The sequence below is a fragment of the Viridibacillus sp. FSL R5-0888 genome (assembly GCF_038009105.1).
Taxonomy (GTDB): Bacteria; Bacillota; Bacilli; order Bacillales_A; family Planococcaceae; genus Viridibacillus; species Viridibacillus arenosi.
Map to the genome: position 1 here is coordinate 2421460 of NZ_JBBPAU010000001.1, position 17830 is coordinate 2439289.

The 17830-nt window shown below is 33.2% G+C and carries 16 protein-coding genes; 4 read left to right on the top strand and 12 right to left on the bottom strand.

Going from position 1 to position 17830, the window contains the following annotated elements; translation table 11 throughout:
• The first annotated feature begins 135 nt into the window (after positions 1 to 135).
• Positions 136 to 294, top strand: coding sequence for a DUF1540 domain-containing protein (locus MKY02_RS12015; protein ID WP_076034905.1), 159 nt, complete (start codon positions 136 to 138; stop codon positions 292 to 294).
• 224 nt (positions 295 to 518) lie between these two features.
• Here the strand turns inward: MKY02_RS12015 and MKY02_RS12020 are convergent, their stop codons facing one another.
• The gene (locus MKY02_RS12020; protein ID WP_051448608.1) at positions 519 to 719 is read right to left on the bottom strand and encodes a hypothetical protein; all 201 of its coding nucleotides are present in this window, start codon (positions 717 to 719) and stop codon (positions 519 to 521) included.
• A 374-nt stretch (positions 720 to 1093) separates the two neighbouring features.
• Between MKY02_RS12020 and MKY02_RS12025 the strand changes: the two genes are divergently transcribed.
• A complete protein-coding gene (locus tag MKY02_RS12025) occupies positions 1094 to 1720 on the top strand; it encodes a class I SAM-dependent methyltransferase (RefSeq protein WP_038181217.1) in 627 nt (208 codons plus the stop codon).
• 154 nt (positions 1721 to 1874) lie between these two features.
• Here the strand turns inward: MKY02_RS12025 and MKY02_RS12030 are convergent, their stop codons facing one another.
• From MKY02_RS12030 to MKY02_RS12050, 5 genes are all read right to left on the bottom strand, one after another.
• Positions 1875 to 5039, bottom strand: a complete 3165-nt coding sequence (locus tag MKY02_RS12030) for a DEAD/DEAH box helicase (RefSeq protein ID WP_076065087.1) — start codon at positions 5037 to 5039, stop codon at positions 1875 to 1877.
• A gap of 290 nt (positions 5040 to 5329) precedes the next feature.
• The gene (locus MKY02_RS12035; RefSeq protein WP_210402657.1) at positions 5330 to 5992 is read right to left on the bottom strand and encodes a formylglycine-generating enzyme family protein; all 663 of its coding nucleotides are present in this window, start codon (positions 5990 to 5992) and stop codon (positions 5330 to 5332) included.
• A 437-nt stretch (positions 5993 to 6429) separates the two neighbouring features.
• Positions 6430 to 7641, bottom strand: a complete 1212-nt coding sequence (locus tag MKY02_RS12040; protein WP_038181211.1) for a sensor histidine kinase — start codon at positions 7639 to 7641, stop codon at positions 6430 to 6432.
• A 307-nt stretch (positions 7642 to 7948) separates the two neighbouring features.
• Positions 7949 to 9379 (bottom strand): DHA2 family efflux MFS transporter permease subunit, encoded by a 1431-nt coding sequence (locus MKY02_RS12045; protein WP_445329609.1) that lies wholly within the window; start codon positions 9377 to 9379, stop codon positions 7949 to 7951.
• Between the two features lie 56 nt (positions 9380 to 9435).
• Positions 9436 to 10014, bottom strand: a complete 579-nt coding sequence (locus MKY02_RS12050) for a TetR/AcrR family transcriptional regulator (protein WP_076034902.1) — start codon at positions 10012 to 10014, stop codon at positions 9436 to 9438.
• A gap of 328 nt (positions 10015 to 10342) precedes the next feature.
• Between MKY02_RS12050 and pgeF the strand changes: the two genes are divergently transcribed.
• Positions 10343 to 11107 carry a peptidoglycan editing factor PgeF gene (pgeF, locus tag MKY02_RS12055; protein ID WP_038181204.1) on the top strand — a complete coding sequence of 255 codons (765 nt, stop codon included), beginning with the start codon at positions 10343 to 10345 and terminating at the stop codon, positions 11105 to 11107.
• A gap of 86 nt (positions 11108 to 11193) precedes the next feature.
• Here pgeF and MKY02_RS12060 read toward each other — a convergent pair whose 3' ends face one another.
• The gene (locus MKY02_RS12060) at positions 11194 to 11781 is read right to left on the bottom strand and encodes an NAD(P)H-dependent oxidoreductase (RefSeq protein ID WP_076065090.1); all 588 of its coding nucleotides are present in this window, start codon (positions 11779 to 11781) and stop codon (positions 11194 to 11196) included.
• Positions 11782 to 11899: 118 nt separating this feature from the next.
• On the opposite strand from MKY02_RS12060, the gene MKY02_RS12065 reads away from it, so the two are divergent.
• Complete coding sequence (locus MKY02_RS12065; RefSeq protein WP_076065091.1) at positions 11900 to 12331, top strand: MarR family winged helix-turn-helix transcriptional regulator; 432 nt, start codon at positions 11900 to 11902, stop codon at positions 12329 to 12331.
• A 161-nt stretch (positions 12332 to 12492) separates the two neighbouring features.
• Here the strand turns inward: MKY02_RS12065 and MKY02_RS12070 are convergent, their stop codons facing one another.
• The 5 genes from MKY02_RS12070 to MKY02_RS12090 all read right to left on the bottom strand — a co-directional run bounded on the left by MKY02_RS12070 (position 12493) and on the right by MKY02_RS12090 (position 17695).
• Positions 12493 to 13470 (bottom strand): sensor domain-containing diguanylate cyclase, encoded by a 978-nt coding sequence (locus MKY02_RS12070; RefSeq protein WP_076065092.1) that lies wholly within the window; start codon positions 13468 to 13470, stop codon positions 12493 to 12495.
• Between the two features lie 21 nt (positions 13471 to 13491).
• Positions 13492 to 14292 (bottom strand): alpha/beta fold hydrolase, encoded by an 801-nt coding sequence (locus MKY02_RS12075; protein WP_038181191.1) that lies wholly within the window; start codon positions 14290 to 14292, stop codon positions 13492 to 13494.
• A 402-nt stretch (positions 14293 to 14694) separates the two neighbouring features.
• A complete protein-coding gene (locus MKY02_RS12080; protein ID WP_038181189.1) occupies positions 14695 to 15603 on the bottom strand; it encodes an ABC transporter ATP-binding protein in 909 nt (302 codons plus the stop codon).
• Positions 15604 to 15617: 14 nt separating this feature from the next.
• On the bottom strand, positions 15618 to 16421 hold the full coding sequence (locus MKY02_RS12085) for an ABC transporter permease (protein ID WP_038181186.1): 804 nt from the start codon (positions 16419 to 16421) through the stop codon (positions 15618 to 15620).
• Positions 16418 to 17695: a nucleotide sugar dehydrogenase gene (locus MKY02_RS12090; RefSeq protein ID WP_038182954.1), complete on the bottom strand. Its 1278-nt coding sequence runs from the start codon at positions 17693 to 17695 to the stop codon at positions 16418 to 16420. The genes MKY02_RS12085 and MKY02_RS12090 overlap by 4 nt, the downstream gene beginning before the upstream one ends.
• Positions 17696 to 17830 lie beyond the last annotated feature (135 nt).

The window sequence follows — 17830 nt, forward strand, 5'->3', positions numbered from 1 at the left end:
TTTGGAAGTTCAAGGCTTAAGGAGTTAGCATCTCTAACCACCGTAATACAGAAATTGTTTTTACTTCCCTTTCCTGAATCAAGTATTAATCACTTCATTTTTGTTAAAGATAAACGAAAGAGGAGGTGTGATACTATGGCTCAACAGATTCTTTGCGAAGTGAATAACTGTACGTATTGGGGCTCTGGAAATAAATGTACTGCTGAAGCAATTTATGTAGTAAGTCAAAAGGGTAACCAAGCATCTAATAGTGAAGAAACGGATTGTAAAACATTCGATCCGGAGAAAAACTAATTTTCTTAGGGGACTGACTAATAAATACCTAAAATAAAGGTTCTAAAGAAAAACATACTGTTTTTCTTTAGAACCTTTTACGTTTTCCTCTCAACAAATCGATATTTTTCTTTTAAAAGTTTATTAATTAGCAAAAGAAAAGCTATTTTTTATAAAAAAATTTAAAGGAATAGGGCTTCTCCCAAAATTCGATAATCATCGAATTTTTAGGAGTAGCCCCCTTCTTATTTTTGATATTTATAAGCATTAACATTTTCATTTTTAAATAATAGATAGTGAGCATTTTTCACTTTTTCTTCTATATAGTCCAACGAATAATTCCCTAAAGGATCTGTTAAGTCACCGATTGCTCGAGATAGATTGTCAATCACAGGACTCAAGGTATCAAACTGTTTCTCCTCTTTATTAGTATTTATCTCATCCATGATTTCATAGGCAAGATGCTGTATCTTCCGTAATCGTATTTTTTTTGTATGAATAATATACTCCTCCTCAATACACCAACTTATTTTGTTTCAATATATGGCAAACAATTGCATTTAATGAGTTGATACTAATAATAAATTCATTGCTTCTTTTCTTACATATATATTAATCAATTAAAACTTATACTAAAATATGGTATTAATATATTCAGAATTATGTTAATATTATTTTAACTAAGAAGGGTGGGGTTTATGATGAAAAACATTACTATTATTCAATATCATAAGAACTTAGGAGAACTGATGGGCGACTAATCAAGCATTAACTTTTATAGGCATGCTTGAATGCTCGTTCACATTATAGGAGGAGCTTCATGCTAAATAAACAAGGATTTGATTTGTGGGCAAATGATTACGATAAAACTGTACAAGTAAGCGAAGATAATAATTTATATCCATTTGCAGGATATAAAAATATATTAAGTGCTATATTTAATGAAATCATGCAGGTAAATCAAGCAAAAGTGTTAGATATAGGGTTCGGGACAGGTGTTTTAACAAATAAACTATATGAAAATGATCATCACATAGATGGATTAGACTTTTCTGCAAAGATGATTGAAATTGCACAATCTAAAATGCCGATGGCGAATCTGATGGAGTGGGATATTTCTAATGGTTTACCTGAGCAGTTACAAGGTAATAAATATGACTTTATTGTCAGCACGTATACATTACACCATCTATCAGATGATGAAAAAATGGCTTTTATTAAGAGCTTACTATCTTTGCTCTCTGAGAATGGCAAAATATTAATTGGCGATATTGCTTTTCAAACACGTGAAAATCTTGAAAATTGCAGAAAAGATAGCATTGGCTATTGGGATGATGATGAATTTTATTTTGTTTATGAAGAACTAAATTCTTCATTACTAGGTGTTGCTAATTGTGAATTTCAAGCTATTTCTCACTGTGGAGGTTTATACGTAATTTCAAAGTAAATGATAATGTAATGGACGTTGCGATGCTTATCCATTCTACTATCATTGTGAATATGACTAAAGAGTATATTTACGCAATCTAAATAACACAAACAAATCCTCCAATTCGCTCAGAATTTGGAGGATTTGTTTTCAATAATTCTTAGAGATGCATCTATTCAATCATCAAAATTTCCCGAATATCTTGTTCTGTCATAGAAGTCAAGGAATCTTCGCCCGACTGAATTACTTCGTCAATGAGATGCTTCTTTTTCTGCTGAAGCTCATATATTTTCTCTTCTATCGTTCCTTTAGCCACCAAACGAATTACATGTACTTCATTTGTTTGACCCATGCGATGTGCTCGGTCTGCAGCCTGTTGCTCGACTGCAGGATTCCACCAAAGATCATAAAGTATTACCGTATCTGCACCTGTCAAATTTAAACCAGTGCCCCCAGCTTTTAAGGAAATAAGAAATATATTCCCTTCTCCATTATTAAACCGCTCACATAATTCTACGCGATTTTCCGGAGGAGTTTGTCCATCTAAGTAAAAATAGGGTATACCCTGGTAGGCTAAATAGTGTCTGATAATACTATGCATTTGAGTAAACTGTGAAAAGATCAGTACTCGTCTACCTGAAATACGGCATTCTTCAATAATTCCCTTCAATTGTTCAAACTTTGCCGATCCTCCTGCATATTCATCAACAAATAATCCAGGGTGGCAACAGATTTGACGGAGTCTTGTCAGACCAGATAAAAATTTTATACGATTTTTTTGAAAACTGCCATTTCTTAAATGTTTCAAAGCTTCATTTTTCAACTCAGCTAAATAAGCTGCATATAATGTTTTCTGCTCTTCTTGTAACTCCGAGAATTGCATAGTTTCAATTTTATTTGGCAACTCTTTCAAAACCTCTTTTTTCAAACGTCTTAATATAAATGGACGTACTCTTTTTGCTACATTTTCTCTACTTAATTCGCTAAAGGCTCTTCGATTTGGCAACAACTCTGGGAAGACGACATGAAATATTGACCACAGTTCATCCAAAGAGTTCTCTATTGGCGTTCCCGTTAGTGCAAATCGATAGTCTGCCTGAATCATTTTCACCGATTTAGCAGTCTTGGTAACTGGATTTTTAAAGGTTTGCGCCTCATCCAAGAATAATGTATGAAATTTCTCTTTGCGGTAAAGTGATACATCCATTCGTAATGAAGGATACGAAGTGATGATTACATCGGCACCAATAGACTTATTCCACAAGGAAACTCTGGTCGCTTTGTTGCCATCAATGATTTGTACTTTTATATGAGGCGTAAACTTTTCCAACTCATTTTTCCAATTATAGATGAGAGACGAAGGTGCGATGATTAATATGGGCAATTCTCGCTCTCGAACATCCGGTAGCACTGATTCGATGTAAGCAATGCTTTGTAGTGTCTTTCCAAGCCCCATATCGTCCGCAAGAATGCCACCGAATTTATATTTGGCTAGCATTTTGAACCAACTGAAACCCACTTTTTGGTAATCTCGAAGTACTGTAGTTAAAGTACTAGGTACTGTATTTTCGACCTTTTCTGGATCCTTTAAGTTTTTCATAAGCTTGGTGAAATTTTCACCCGGATTGACTAAATCACCTTGATCAATAGAATCTATTAATTGCATTCCTTTAATTAATGGGATTCTGATTTCTTCTCCAATGATATCTCTAGCAGACAGTTCCAAATCACTTACAACTTGGTAGAGTGCTAAAAATTCAGGTGTTTCCAATGATACTAACGTGCCATTTGGTATTCGGTAATACTTTCGTTTTTCCTCCAATGAAGTGAGTATCTCTTGAATTTCTGATTCTGAAATGCCCTTGATGTCGAATTGGAATGCAATCCAATCTGTTCGTTCACCTACTTCGACTTTTATCTTTGGTCCCGTATACCCTTTATGAATCCGCATTTTCACTGAAGTTGTAGCATAAATTTGAACTGATTTTTCTAATTCAGCGATGTTATGATGCAAAAATTGATACTCTGCTTCTTCATCATATAAGTAAAATCCACCTGACGTTTGAGTAAAGGAGCTTTCAAGTAGTAGCTTGATAATTTGTTCTTCTTTTGTTCGCTGTCGCTTAACCCCTGGAAAATGTGGAAAAGGTTGCTCTGCTTCTTCACAAGGATTTATAACGACTTGATCATAATGGAACTCCAAACCTGCAAGCAATCTATGCCTTACACGGTCCAGAAATAACTTGGCTCGAAGTGGTGTTTCCCCCATTCTTTTTGAAACGGATTCTGCAATATTTACCTGTCCTAGTTTCATCAAGCCAGGTATGACATTCCTCATAAAATGATCGATTTGATTTTCTGAAATAACGAGCTGGTGTTTTCCCGACTCATTCAACATTCCTTTTAATTCTGCTAATCGATGACAATCTTCCTGAAGAAGTTTGAACAATACGCCTTCTGAAAAAGCATAGCCATAAGCTTTTAAAACGTTTATCTCTTCAAGACCTTTAACATTCAAGCGGTAGTCAACTGTATTAGCTTCATCAAATTCAAAACTTAAAGGAAGATCTTGTCCAATTTGTACCCCTTTATAAATTTTATTCCCTTGCATGAATCGTACTCCCGGGGCAGCAGTTAATAAAGAAAGCAACTGCTCCCAATCAGTCGCAGAAATTAACACCAAATCATCTTGTATGTCACTATTACTTTTTACACGTTGACTTCTTATCAAAAATTGAAGGACACCATCGGATTCTCTTGGAAAGCTGTGGAGCTCAGGTACATAAACCAATCCCTGTGCATATTCAAACGGTTCTCTTAACTCTAAGTCACGAAGAAACTGGGTTACTTTCGAGATGTTATGTAATACATTAGAACCTACCCTTATCTCAATTCCAAACACATATTCCATATTAGGAAGTAAAACTGGTAAGCAAGTAAATTCAACATTAAGTGACTGTCTATTGTCAAAATGTAATCCCTGGCCACTTGGCTGCTTCAATTTATTTTCAAATAAGCCCAGCATTCTGGTAGTCAATGCATTTTCAATTTGCTGCTTCTCTTCAATAGCAAGTAGGACAGCTGCAATATGCTGACAGTACGTTTTCACAAACCCTACTGGTGGACAACTACACTGAGCTACAATTTCTCCATCGGCATCTACATTCACTGTGACGTCAAAATCAGCTCCCGCTTTTACACTAGCTTCGATTATCGAATCATCTTGTTGAAAGGTATGAAGATTTACTTTTCCAGCTTGATAATAAGATTTACCCTTTTTAAAAGCGACTTCTCCACATAAAAACTTTATCTTTTTTTCATTCATTGAAAAATCCATCTTTCGGTCCTTTCTAGACTTTCTTTAATACATTACTCACATTCATGTTTAATAACTTATTATTCATTTTCTCATACAAATCATCTGGAGCAAAACATGTTTACTTATCATACATATACGGATATAACTATTAGTAGGATTTTAATGAAATTCGATTAACAATTCCTACTCCCTTTAAGTTAATTAATAGCTTTATTAAATCTTTATGTTGTTTTGGGGTCAAAAAAAACCGCCAACAAAGTGACAGTTAGTTGTGATGTAAACCTAGAAAGTTGGCTTATTTGTAGAAGTTACAAAGACTTAGCAAGTCTGAATCCAAGGTCGTCTATGAAAAACGAAGGATGGCTACGACGTCGACATGTTGCTCCACATCCCCTTGCCTCTTCAGCCCAGCTACCTCCTCGGAAAATTCGGTAGGAGCCGTACACTTGTTCATCGTATAAATCAAAGCACCACTCCCAAACATTCCCTAACATATCATATAGTCCCCATGCATTCGGTTCCTTTCTTCCTACTTCATGGATTTTTCCTCCTGAATTTTCGTTATACCAGGCAATCTTATCAAGCTCTCCGTATCTATAACCCGTAGTCCCTGCCTTACATGCATATTGCCATTCTGCTTCTGAAGGAAGTCGAAAGCCATTTGATCCCCAATTACAAATAATGTTTTCTCCATCATTACTTTTAGAATAGCACTCTTTCAGTCCAACTTTTTGTGAAAGTAGATTACAAAAAGAAATTGCATCATACCAAGAAATATTCACAACCGGTTTTAGATTCCCGTCAAAGGAAATAGGCGATTTTGTAATAGCATTGTAAAGGTTCATAGTTACAGGGTAACTTGCAAAAAGATACGGACTTAGTTCAACATTCCATTTGCTTTTTAATCTATCGTCTCTTAATTCTATTTCTCCTCCGGGAATTTTCACCATTGGAAAGTCAATGGAATCCATTATTCTATTTGACACTTTACCTACCTCCTAATTATCTTGATACGTTAGAAATCATGGTAATTTTTTGAAAATGTTTGTCAGTTGGTTCAACTAAGAATACGTTAAACCCTGTAATATCAAGTTGTTCTCATTTAATGAAAACATGCAAAATGTTCTCGTATCTCTACTATCTAATTAGAGGGACCACAACAAATAATGCTGCAAATTTCTTTGGAGTTACTCCATTAAAGTAGCCTTCCTATTTCAGACGATTACTAAGTCATAGAAATAAAGAGAAAATGACCTACCCACGGGGCAAGTCATTTGCTTAGAGTACTGACAAGTCTATTTCATGATTAAATTGAGTAAAGGTTATTGTTGAGAATTCCATAAAATAATAATCAAAATATTTCAAGTTTCCTCATTTTATGTAATCCAATGCAATCTTATTTAACAGTCTAATTTTTCGATGGGAAGCGAATAGTTACAGTAGTTCCTTCATTTATTGAACTTTGGAATTCAATTGTTCCATTATATTTTGCTGCTATATTATAGCAAATCATCATACCTAAACCAGTCCCTTTACTTTTTAGAGAGTAAAAAGGTGTACCAAGACATTCTATTTCCGTTTCAGACATTCCATGCCCATGATCTATTACTTGAATCTCTACAAAATCTTGCTTCATTCCACCAGTTACAATAACAGACTCACCAATTTCAGAAGCCTCTATTGCATTTTTTATAATATTGATCAGTAATTGTTTTAACTCTATTTTGTTAGCTGCTATGTAACAATCTTCTTTTACTTCTAATTCGATATTATTATTATTTAATAGCCCATAAGAATTTAGTAAGTCTGTTACGCTTTGAAGAACAACTTTTAAATTCACTGATTCAATATCTTGTTTTTTATCTGGCTTTGCGATAGACAAAAATTGAGAAACCACACTTTCAGCTGTATTTAATTCATCAATCATTAAAGAAAATTTGCTTTTTACATCATCATTAAATTGAGGATCTTGTTCAAAAAACTGCAAAAAACCTTTAACAACCGTGACCGGATTTCTAATTTCATGCGCAACAGCAGCTGCTAATTGACCTGCTGTTTTCAAACGCTCTGCTTGTTTTATTTGTTCATAATATAATTCTTGTTTTTTCACACGTAGATTTGTTAGATAGAAGATAAAGTATATGAGAGCTTGACTACCTACATAGTTAAAGATATTACCTACTAAGTCTTGTTTAATATAAATATATTGATTACCGTGATCAACAAACCCAATAAAACCGAAAGTAATTAATACTAATATAGAGTTAATAATTAAAGAAAAATAAAAGAGTTTTGAATCAAAAAACATAATCGCAACTGCGGGTATAAAACAAAGGAAAATAAAATTAGACCAAGTCTCTGGATATAAAAAGAAAATGTTATAAAAATAGATGAACGCTTCAATAATAATGATTGTTCTAAAACGATGCGTTCCATACTTTGGATAGAGCAGTAAGCTTACGGAAATAATCACAACAATAGAAAGGTGGACAATAAAACCAACACCTAACTCTCCAATAAGGGGGTTCTTAATCAACAATCCCATGGTCATAATCGTTATTACTATTAATATTGTAAAATAATATAATTTCTGATTATTACTTATATAATTCTTAAACATACAAACTCCTTTTATTAATATTTCAACTTTTCTAGTAGGACGTAAAATGTCTAATCTAAACGAACACATAGAAAAAAGAAGCCTTTTTCTATGTGAAATGCATTCACCACAACAAATCACAGAAAAAATCTTCCACTTGATTAAGTTTACACCAGTTATTGTCCAAGCTCTAGTAAAAAATGAAGATATTAGGGAGTTTTTTAGTACTTAACACACGTCAAACATAATAATAAATTGAACATGCTTTCTAACAAAAATACGATAAGCTACTAGTGACTTATCGTATTTTTATATTCAGAACAATCAATCAGCTTCCACTTACACGTACACGTTTTATAAATAGAGACGAAATGAAACCAATGAAAGAGATTGCTGAAATAAAATAGAAGGTATACTTGATACCGGCAGCTAGGAATTCAGTTGGTGATGAGTCAGGAAAGTTCTCAATATAGCCTTTTTGACCACTAGTCATCAATGTTATCGCAAGTGCTGTTCCTGTTGCACCCGCAATTTGTTGTAATGTGTTCATGACTGCTGATCCGTCTCCATATAGGTTACGAGGCAATTGATTTAAGCCATTTGTTTGTGCTGGCATAATAATCATTGAGATTCCCATAAATAAAAACATGTTCGCCAAAATAATTTGCCAAATTGGTGTGTCAGCAGAGATTGTCACAGCAAATATTATACTGCCTGTTAGTGTCAATAAATAGCCAAATGGTAAAAACTTCTTCGCACCAAATTGGTCAAATAATTTCCCTACAATTGGTGACAGTAAAGCATTTAATAAACTACCAGGTAATAATACAAGACCTGCTAACGCTGCACTTAATAACAGTGTACCTTTTAAATAAATTGGTAATAAAATAGCAGTTGATAAAACAATTAACATTCCACTAAACAATAACATTGTGCCTAGTGTAAACATAGGGTATTTAAAAACTCGTAAATTAATCATAGGTTGTTCCATCTTTAATTGACGAAGGATAAATAAAACAAGTGCAATAAACCCTATAAAGAATGGTATATATACTTGTGTAGACCAAAATGATTTTTCAGCAATCGAACTAAGACTATAAATTAATCCACCGAAACCAATAGTCGAAAGACAAATTGAAAGTACATCAATTGACGGTTTCGTAATACGAGATACATTGTCAATATTTTTCAATCCAAAACCAATAAGCCCCGCATAAAGAACTAAACTAATCCAAAAGATAAATGTCCAATCCAATGTATCAACAATTACCCCCGCTACTGTCGGGCCAATTGCAGGCGCTGTAGTAATCACAAGTCCCATTAAACCCATTACAGCGCCACGTTTATGAATTGGGAAAATCAATAAAATGACATTCATCATTAAAGGTAATAAAATACCGGTACCAATTGCTTGAATCAAACGACCAATCAATAACAAAGTAAAGTTTGGTGCTAATGCTGCTAAAATGGTCCCAATAATAGAAAAAATTAAAGAGCTAACAACTAATTGCTTAGTTGTAAACCATTGAATTAGAAGTACAGATACAGGTACTAGAATACCTAATGTCAATAAATAACCTGTTGTTAACCATTGTGCTGTTGCTGTTAATATAGAGAAGTCCTCCATAATATTCGTGAGTGCCATATTTAATGCTGTCTCACTAAACAAACCGATAAAAGCACCAAACATTAATACAAATGCCATTGCTTTTGGATTTCTTACTTGTTCCATTTGTGTAGATGTTGTCAAAATAAACATCCTTTCAATTATAATTAATAGACCAGTCTATATAAAATTGATAAATAAAAGCTTCCTTACTTTTTCAGTAATAATGGAAGCATTTGTCCTACCCGATTTAGTGGTCCACCATATTTTTGTGTTAAAGATAGTGTTACCCCACCCTCAATAAGGGCATTTAATGTCGTGCTAATATTTGTTGCTTGTTCATCACTGTATCCATTTGCCAACAACTTCTCTTTATATAAATTTTCCCAATATAGAAATGTATCTTCACAAACCATACGCATGTTTTCATTTACTAAAGCTGTTTCAGATGCAATGAGACCGAAAGGCACAATTGTTAAGCTATCCTCATCTTCTATATTATCAAAACGTTTTGCAATAACGTCAATATGATGTTGGAAAGCTTCAAGAGGATCTTCAATTGTATTAAGATGATCTTTAATTTCAGCTGCAATACGAGAAGCAGATATTTGAATTGCTTCAATAGCTAATTGTTCTTTACCATTTGGAAAGTGGTGATATAAAGAACCTTTAGGAGCACCTGATTCTTTAATGATCTGATTTAAACCCGTTGCATGATAGCCATTTAAATGGAATAGTCGAGTAGCTGCTTTTAAAATTCGTTCACGTGATTGATTTTTATTAGTCATAGAATCACCTCTAAATAAAAATTATAACGATTGGTCTACTTAATGAATTTAATAGAAAGAAGAACGAAAGTCAATATATAGTTTTGTAGGTTGCGTAGCAAGTATGATTTTAAAATTAAATTGTTAGTTACATAATATTGCTGTAAATCTTATAGAAATCACTTAAAATAATTAATACATGACAAGGAAAGTTAAGCAGTAATTTTTTAAAATAGTAATAATTAGCGTCTAACGTTTAAAAAGCTCACTGAAGCATTGATGTATTGGTAATTTCAAAGGATAATATACATCATCAAACGATTCATATTTATTAAAATGAGGTGAAAGTATGAAAACAAACATGTATTTAAACAATGAGAGATTAATTGCAGGAATAACCTTAAAAGATGAAACTGAACTTGAAAGCAACAACATGGCTCTTCATGCATGTGTAAACCAAGATTATGTGATGGAGAATCGTAGAAAATTAGCCGCTTCGTTGAATTGTGAGGTTGAAACTTTTGTCTGCGCCAGTCAAACACATAGTTCGAATTTGCATAAGGTAACACTTGCTGATAAAGGCCGTGGTGCAGATTGTACTGATACCGCTATTACGGATACAGACGCTCTGTATACTTATGAACCGAATCTATTATTATGTTCCTTTACTGCAGATTGTGTACCTGTGATTTTTTATAATGAAGTAACTGGTATAATCGGGGTCATTCACTCCGGATGGCAAGGTACAGTAAAAGAAATAACATTAAACGTTTTTAATCATTTAATACAAATCGAAAACTGTAATCCTAATGATTTGCATATTCATATTGGTATGGCTCTTAGCCAAGAAAAATTTGAAGTTGATGCTGATGTAAATGTAAAATTCAAAAACCTAGGCTACGCAGATGATTTTATCTATTTTAATGATAAAACTCACAAGTATCATATTGATAATCAGCAAACAGTGAAAAAACAATGTGAACTTGCTGGAATCCCGGCTGATCGAATTACAATTGATCAGACATGCACTTTTATGAGCCCCGAAGGATTCTCCTATCGTCAGGATAAACAAGCTGGCAGACATATAAGTTTTATAATGAAAAAGGACAATTAAAAAAGATAAATAATGCCGGCTCAAATTTATTACTTTAAGCCGGCTTCTTACTTTAAACTATAATATTTATCTCAAACTGAGAAATCTTATATTTCTACTTTTTTGAAATATTGATAAATTTTTTCTAATTTTTTTGTTTGTCTTCCATTTGGACTTTCCATATTCCCAAATTCGAAAAACTTCACTTTTTTGATCCCCACAAAATTAAATAACGCTTTTTTCATCAATACTTTATGTGCATTATTCAACCATAAAAGTGGATACTTTGCAGGTCCCTTCATCGTAGAAATACAGACAACAGACTTACCCTTCAAAAGCCCCTCTGGGAACAGTCCCTTTTTATCCCTGTAGGCGAAGTTCGCTGCAAATAATTGATCAATGTATCCCATAAGCATTGCTGGTGGTCTCCCCCACCAGATTGGATAGACAAAGACAATTTTGTCTGCCCAAGTAATTTGATCACGGTATTTTTCTAAAGATGGATCACGATACATATCACGTCTTCTTTTATTCTCATGAAATACTAAAAGTGGATCAAAACCTTCTTCATATAAATCTAATATCTGTAATTCTTTGATGTTAGGATTCTCTTTACTTCCTTTAATGACTTCTTGTAAAAATGCATAGTTTAAGCTTTTATGATTTGGATATGTATAAATTACCAATGTTTTCATATTGCACCTCTTCACTTATCATTTGATAACTAAAATATACAGTTGTTTCATTTTGTTGTCAAATGATAATTGTAATATGATAATATTTTTGTTATCTTCACAGTAAGAGGTGAAATTTATGGACAAAAATGCTCTGTTTAATAAATGGGTTTCATTTACAACTTCTGTTCATAGTGTGACACATGAATTAACAAAAGGCGCTAAATCTGACTCCATCACGCCAGTGCAATATAACATTTTAGAATCTATTACAGTAAGTCAAAAGCCTGTTACCCCTAGTGAAATTAGTGAGTGCCAACATTTATCTATGCCAAATACAAGTCGAGAACTTAAAAAGTTAAGTGAAAAAAATCTAATCGAAAAGTTAAGTGATACAAAAGATCGACGGAAACAATATATTCGTCTTTCAAAAGATGGAGAAGCTATGATGAACGAGACATTTAAGTTAGTTGAATCTCGCTTCCTAAATCGCATAAAACATGCTTCTGAAGAAGATTTAGAGGATATTGATCGTGCATTAGACATTCTTCAGTCAAAACTGTTTTACTAACTGTAATAAAAAAATTTAGCTCCTCAATAAAAAGTTGGTCGTTAACTGCTGATCAACTTTTTATTGAGGAGCTATTTTAATAAGAACCCATGTAGATAAACGCTTTACCAAAACTACATTTCAGTGTGGTGAACTTGATTCTAGTATGGTTGAATTTTTCATTATAAATCTATAAAATGTGTAGCACGATTTCGACCATTTTCTTTAGAAACATACAGAGCTTGATCTGCCTTTTTCACGATAGAAGCTTCTGTATCATCCTCGGTAAAAGTGTCTATCCCGACACTTACTGTTAGATTCCCTGTCTCTGTCCATTCAGCTAATTCAATTGCTCTATTTAACTTCTGAGCAATTAATATTGCTTCGTCAACATCAGTATTTGGAAGAATTATTGTAAATTCTTCGCCTCCAAATCGAGCAACAATATCATCTGATCGCACCTGATTTTTTAGAATATTAGCCAATTTCACAAGTACGATATCTCCAATTTGATGACCATATGTATCATTCACTTTTTTAAAATGATCTATATCAATAATAAGTAAAGAAAATGGTTTTTCTTCTTTACTGTATATCACAATTTGCTCTTCTAGTTTTTCTTGAAAGAATCTTCTGTTGGGAATGCCAGTCAGCTTATCAGTATTCGATATTTGGACTAAACCCGAATTGATTTCCATTAGCTCAATTTGTTTCTTTTCAATTTCAATATAAATTTGTTCTAGCTTTGCTAGAGCTCGATTTTTTTCTAAATAAGCCTCTTCCATTTGTTTTTTAGTCGTGCGCAACTCTAATTCGTAGTCAATTCGCTTCTTCATTTGAACTAAAATACAGTCTATCACTTCTATGTCATCCTGCTCAAATCGTCTAGCATTCATTAAATAAGGAACGGACTCACCAGTCTGGCTTGTGAAGTTAATGAACAGTTCTTCTACATGCCCATGTAAATTAATATTAGGATAAAAATAAGAATGAAAAATCAGTTTATTGGCCATCGTCAATAACGACTCAATATGTTTCCCTACTAAATTTTCTTGTTTAAAGCCCATCCATTCAAGAAAGGTATTATTGACCTCTATTATATATCCATTGTGGTCAAAAGATATAAATCCGCAAGGTGCCTCCCTTAATCGTACATCCATAATTGAACTCCCTTACATAAATTATTTCATTAGATAATCTACTATTATTTTAGTTGTTTCTACAGGCTGACTTATATGTGGATAGTGCCCTCTAGCTTCTATAATTTGAAGCGTACTATTTTCTATACGCTTATTTAAATACTGCCCTACTTCAATTGGAACAATGCTATCATTCGAGCATTGAATAATAAGTGTTGGTACTTTTAAGAATGGTACTCTTTCTCGAAAATCTGAATAGAATGTTACTTCCGCAAACTCTCTTGCAACACGTGGGTTCGTTGAGACAAAGCTATTCTCTAGTTCATGAGTTAGCTTAGGATCTTTAGTTTGGTCCATAGCAAGTGGCGCCATATAACTAGCCCACCCTGCAAAATTCATCTCCATCATAGTAAGTAATTCTTTAATGTCATTTTGTTCAAAGCCACCATTATAACCATCTGTATCATTTAAATAACAAGGGGATGGCCCAATCATTACTAACTTATCGAAATAATCCGGTCGCTCAATCGCTGCCAGCATACCAATCATCGAACTAATAGAATGGCCGATGAACAGTATATTTTGAAGGTCCATTTCTTCAATTATATCTAATACATCCTGCTTATAGCCTTGAAGCGTACTGTATTTTTCGGATTGGTACGCTGTAATATCTGAATTTCCTGACCCTATATAGTCAAATAAAACTACACGATAATTCTCTGCAAATTTAGGCGCAATATATTGCCACATGCTCTGATCACAACCAAATCCATGGGCAAAAATAATCGTTTGCTCCCCTTGCCCCATTATCTTCACATTATTTCGAGTCATCACATCATTCATGTAACATGCCTCCTCTTCCTAATTATTTTCACTATATTCATTTTGAATGATTACACTTTAAAAATCTAGTATAAATTTACTATCAAAATACCAAATAACTGATGATGTTTTTTATATCTCCTATTCTCTTTCTTGGTGAAATAAAAAAACAGCCCTACCATTGATTGAAACCAAATAATTGAAGGGGCGTTACATATTTTATTAGAAATATGTAACGCCCCTTTTTTTTATTAAACTAACGCTTCAGTTCTATCATTCAACATGGCAAATCAATCCCGCAAAAAGCCCCGTAGAGTAAAAGCGAGTTACGCCCTCGAATTCAGATTCTCCAATTAACTCCCTATTTATAGTTTAGCCTATTAATAATTGGCTAGACGTTTTTTTTGACCTTATCTTTCGTGGTTAAAACATATAAGTAGCGCTTGAAATCATTATAAATATTAATATTAAAATTTGTAGCATAAATACCAAATTCGATTTCCCACGTTTACGCTTCACCTGTTGAATTTGGCCGTTTGAAACTTCTTTATATTGTTCTTCTAACATTTCACTTCTACTATTCTTCTTTTTACTTTCACTTAAGGAATTAAACCAGTTTATAAACTTTTTATATTCACTAATCACTTTTTTTGCTTCATCGAACATTTTTATTTGTCCAAAATGAATCCACATCACTCTATCACAAAATGCTTCTATTTGGGACAATGAGTGACTTACAAAAATAATCGTTTTTCCTTGGCTTTTAAATTCATTTATCTTATCCAGACACTTCTTGTAGAATGTTTGATCTCCCACAGATAAGGCTTCATCTATAATTAAAATATCAGGATTAGTATGAATTGATATTGCAAAACCTAAACGAGATTTCATGCCACTTGAATAGTTTTTTACAGGTTGGTTAATAAACTTCCCTATATCTGCAAAATCTATAATAGCTGATTTTAATTGATTAATTTCAGCGCTACTTAAACCGTGCATCAAACATTTTAGCTTAATGTTTTCTAAACCTGTTAACGAATTATTTAATCCTACAGAAATAGCAATTAGTGATGTTTCTCCATTTATTTCGACCTTACCTAAACTTGGAGGTATTACTTGCGCTAATAAATTTGAAAGAGTAGATTTGCCAGAACCATTTAAACCAATAAGACCAATTGCTTCTCCTTCATTCACTTCAAAACTAATATTTCTAAGAGCGAAAAAATGATCTCTATTTTTTTTAAGAGATACGATATCAAATAGTTTTTCAGATTGCTTACTATATAAACTGAAACCTTTTGATACATTCATAAATCGAATTTTCGGATTCATTTCTTTTCCTCCGACTATAGGTAGTCAACAAATCTATCACGAAATTTTAAATGTATATAAGAACCAATTGTAAGTATTAGAATAGTTATACTCCAGAAATAAAAGGTATACGGAATATCCTCAAAAAACCATCCCCCTCCTAAGAGAGAGTACCTAAACCCTTCAATAATATAAAATAAAGGATTCAATTTCAAAATACTGACTAACAATTCTGGGAAGTTATGAACATTCCACACGATTGGTAAGAAAAACATCATTAACCGAACAATTGATTGTATTATTATCTGAATATCTCGAATAATAGTTGTAAGTGTTGATAAAAGCAGTGTCAATGCAAACAGAAATAAATACAGGCAAACTAAATAATATAGTATTTGTATTAAATATATTCCAGAGAAAATACCATATCCTAGAGTAATCCCAAAAGTTAGAATAATCATAGGTAGAAATGATATTGAATTACCAACGATTATAATAGTAGGTAGAACGCTTACGGGAAAGTTCATTTTAGCTACTAAATTTACTTTTGCGTATACACTATTTGAAGCTTGTGTAATTGTCCTACTGATATATAACCACGGTACTAACCCTATAATCAGCCATAGGAAAAACGGGGTTCCCTCAACAGGAGAACCCTTTCTTATTCCTAAACCAAAAATGAGCCAATAAACACCAATTTGAATGAATGGATTTAATATTTGCCATAAAGCACCCAAATAGTGCATTGCATACTTACCTTTTTCTTCATATATACTTAATCGAAATATCAAATTAAGATGTGAAAATTGTTCTTTTAAAATCTGCCAAACAAAATTCATACAGCAGTAGCTTTCTTTTTAGTATAGTTATAAAGGTTTCCATAATTAATATATTCAACATAATTCGGAACACGTTTCACTACATTTTTTGTATCAAAAATCCTTATATTTGACATAGTAGAAAAATCAGGATCTCCAAATTCCTTAAACTCATCATGATCTGATAATACAACGATGAGGTCAGAGTCTTTTACAGCTTGCTCTAAATCTTGTAAAACCCAATCTAATTTAACGTGTGGATCATAAGCTCGCACTTCATAATTATGCTCTGCTTGCAATTGTTTGAACACTTCAATAGCTGGACTTTCACGAATGTCATCCACATTCCCTTTATATGTGAGACCTAAAATAGTAACTACTTTTCCTTCGACATTTTTCATTAGTTTATTGATATTCTCTACTACAAAATGAGGCATAGAGGTATTAATCGTACGAGATAACTTTATTAACTGAGCAATTTCTGGTGCCTTTGCAACGATAAAGTATGGATCGACAGCTAAGCAGTGACCCCCTACACCTGGGCCTGGTGTATGTATATTGACACGTGGATGTTTATTGGCCATTTCGATAACATCTAATACATTTATCTCTAATCGATGACATACATTCGCCAATTCATTTGCAAGTGCTATATTCACATCTCTAAATGTATTTTCCATCAGCTTAGACATCTCCGCTGTTCTTGCATCCGTTTTAATAATTTCACCTTTTACAAAAGTACTATAAACGATAGCCCCTGCTTCTTCACATGCAGGAGTAATTCCACCAACTATCCTATTATTAAACACTAACTCATGGAAAATCTGCCCTGGTAGTACTCTTTCAGGACAGTGTACAAGGAAAATGTCTTTTCCAACAACAAAGCCTGCTTGATCTACTAACGGTTTGATCACATCATCCATACTACGAGGAGCAATAGTCGATTCAACAATTATTATATTACCTTTTTTTATATAGGGTAATATAGATTTTATTGCATTAATAACATAGGTTAAATCACAAGATCTATATAGGTCCTGATTATTAGGTGTAGGAACAGCAATAATAAACACATCAGCCGGTTCTGGAGTAATTGACGCTCTAAAAGTACCCATTGCAATGACTTCATCAAGTGATGCTTGTAATCCAGGCTCTTCTATATGAATTTCACCATTATTCAGTGCATCTATTACGTCCTTCTTCACATCTACTCCTACTACTTCTACATTGTGTTTTGCAAACATGATAGATGTCGGCAAACCGATATACCCTAGGCCAATAGTGCATAATTTCATCATTATTTCCCTCCAATATTCATGGTAGTAAGTTCAATAGATTGATGATGTACCAATTGCAAAATAGTGACAAGTGACATTGAAATTCCTCTATTCGTATTCGCTATTTGCGAAGTAAAAGTTATCTTTTACATC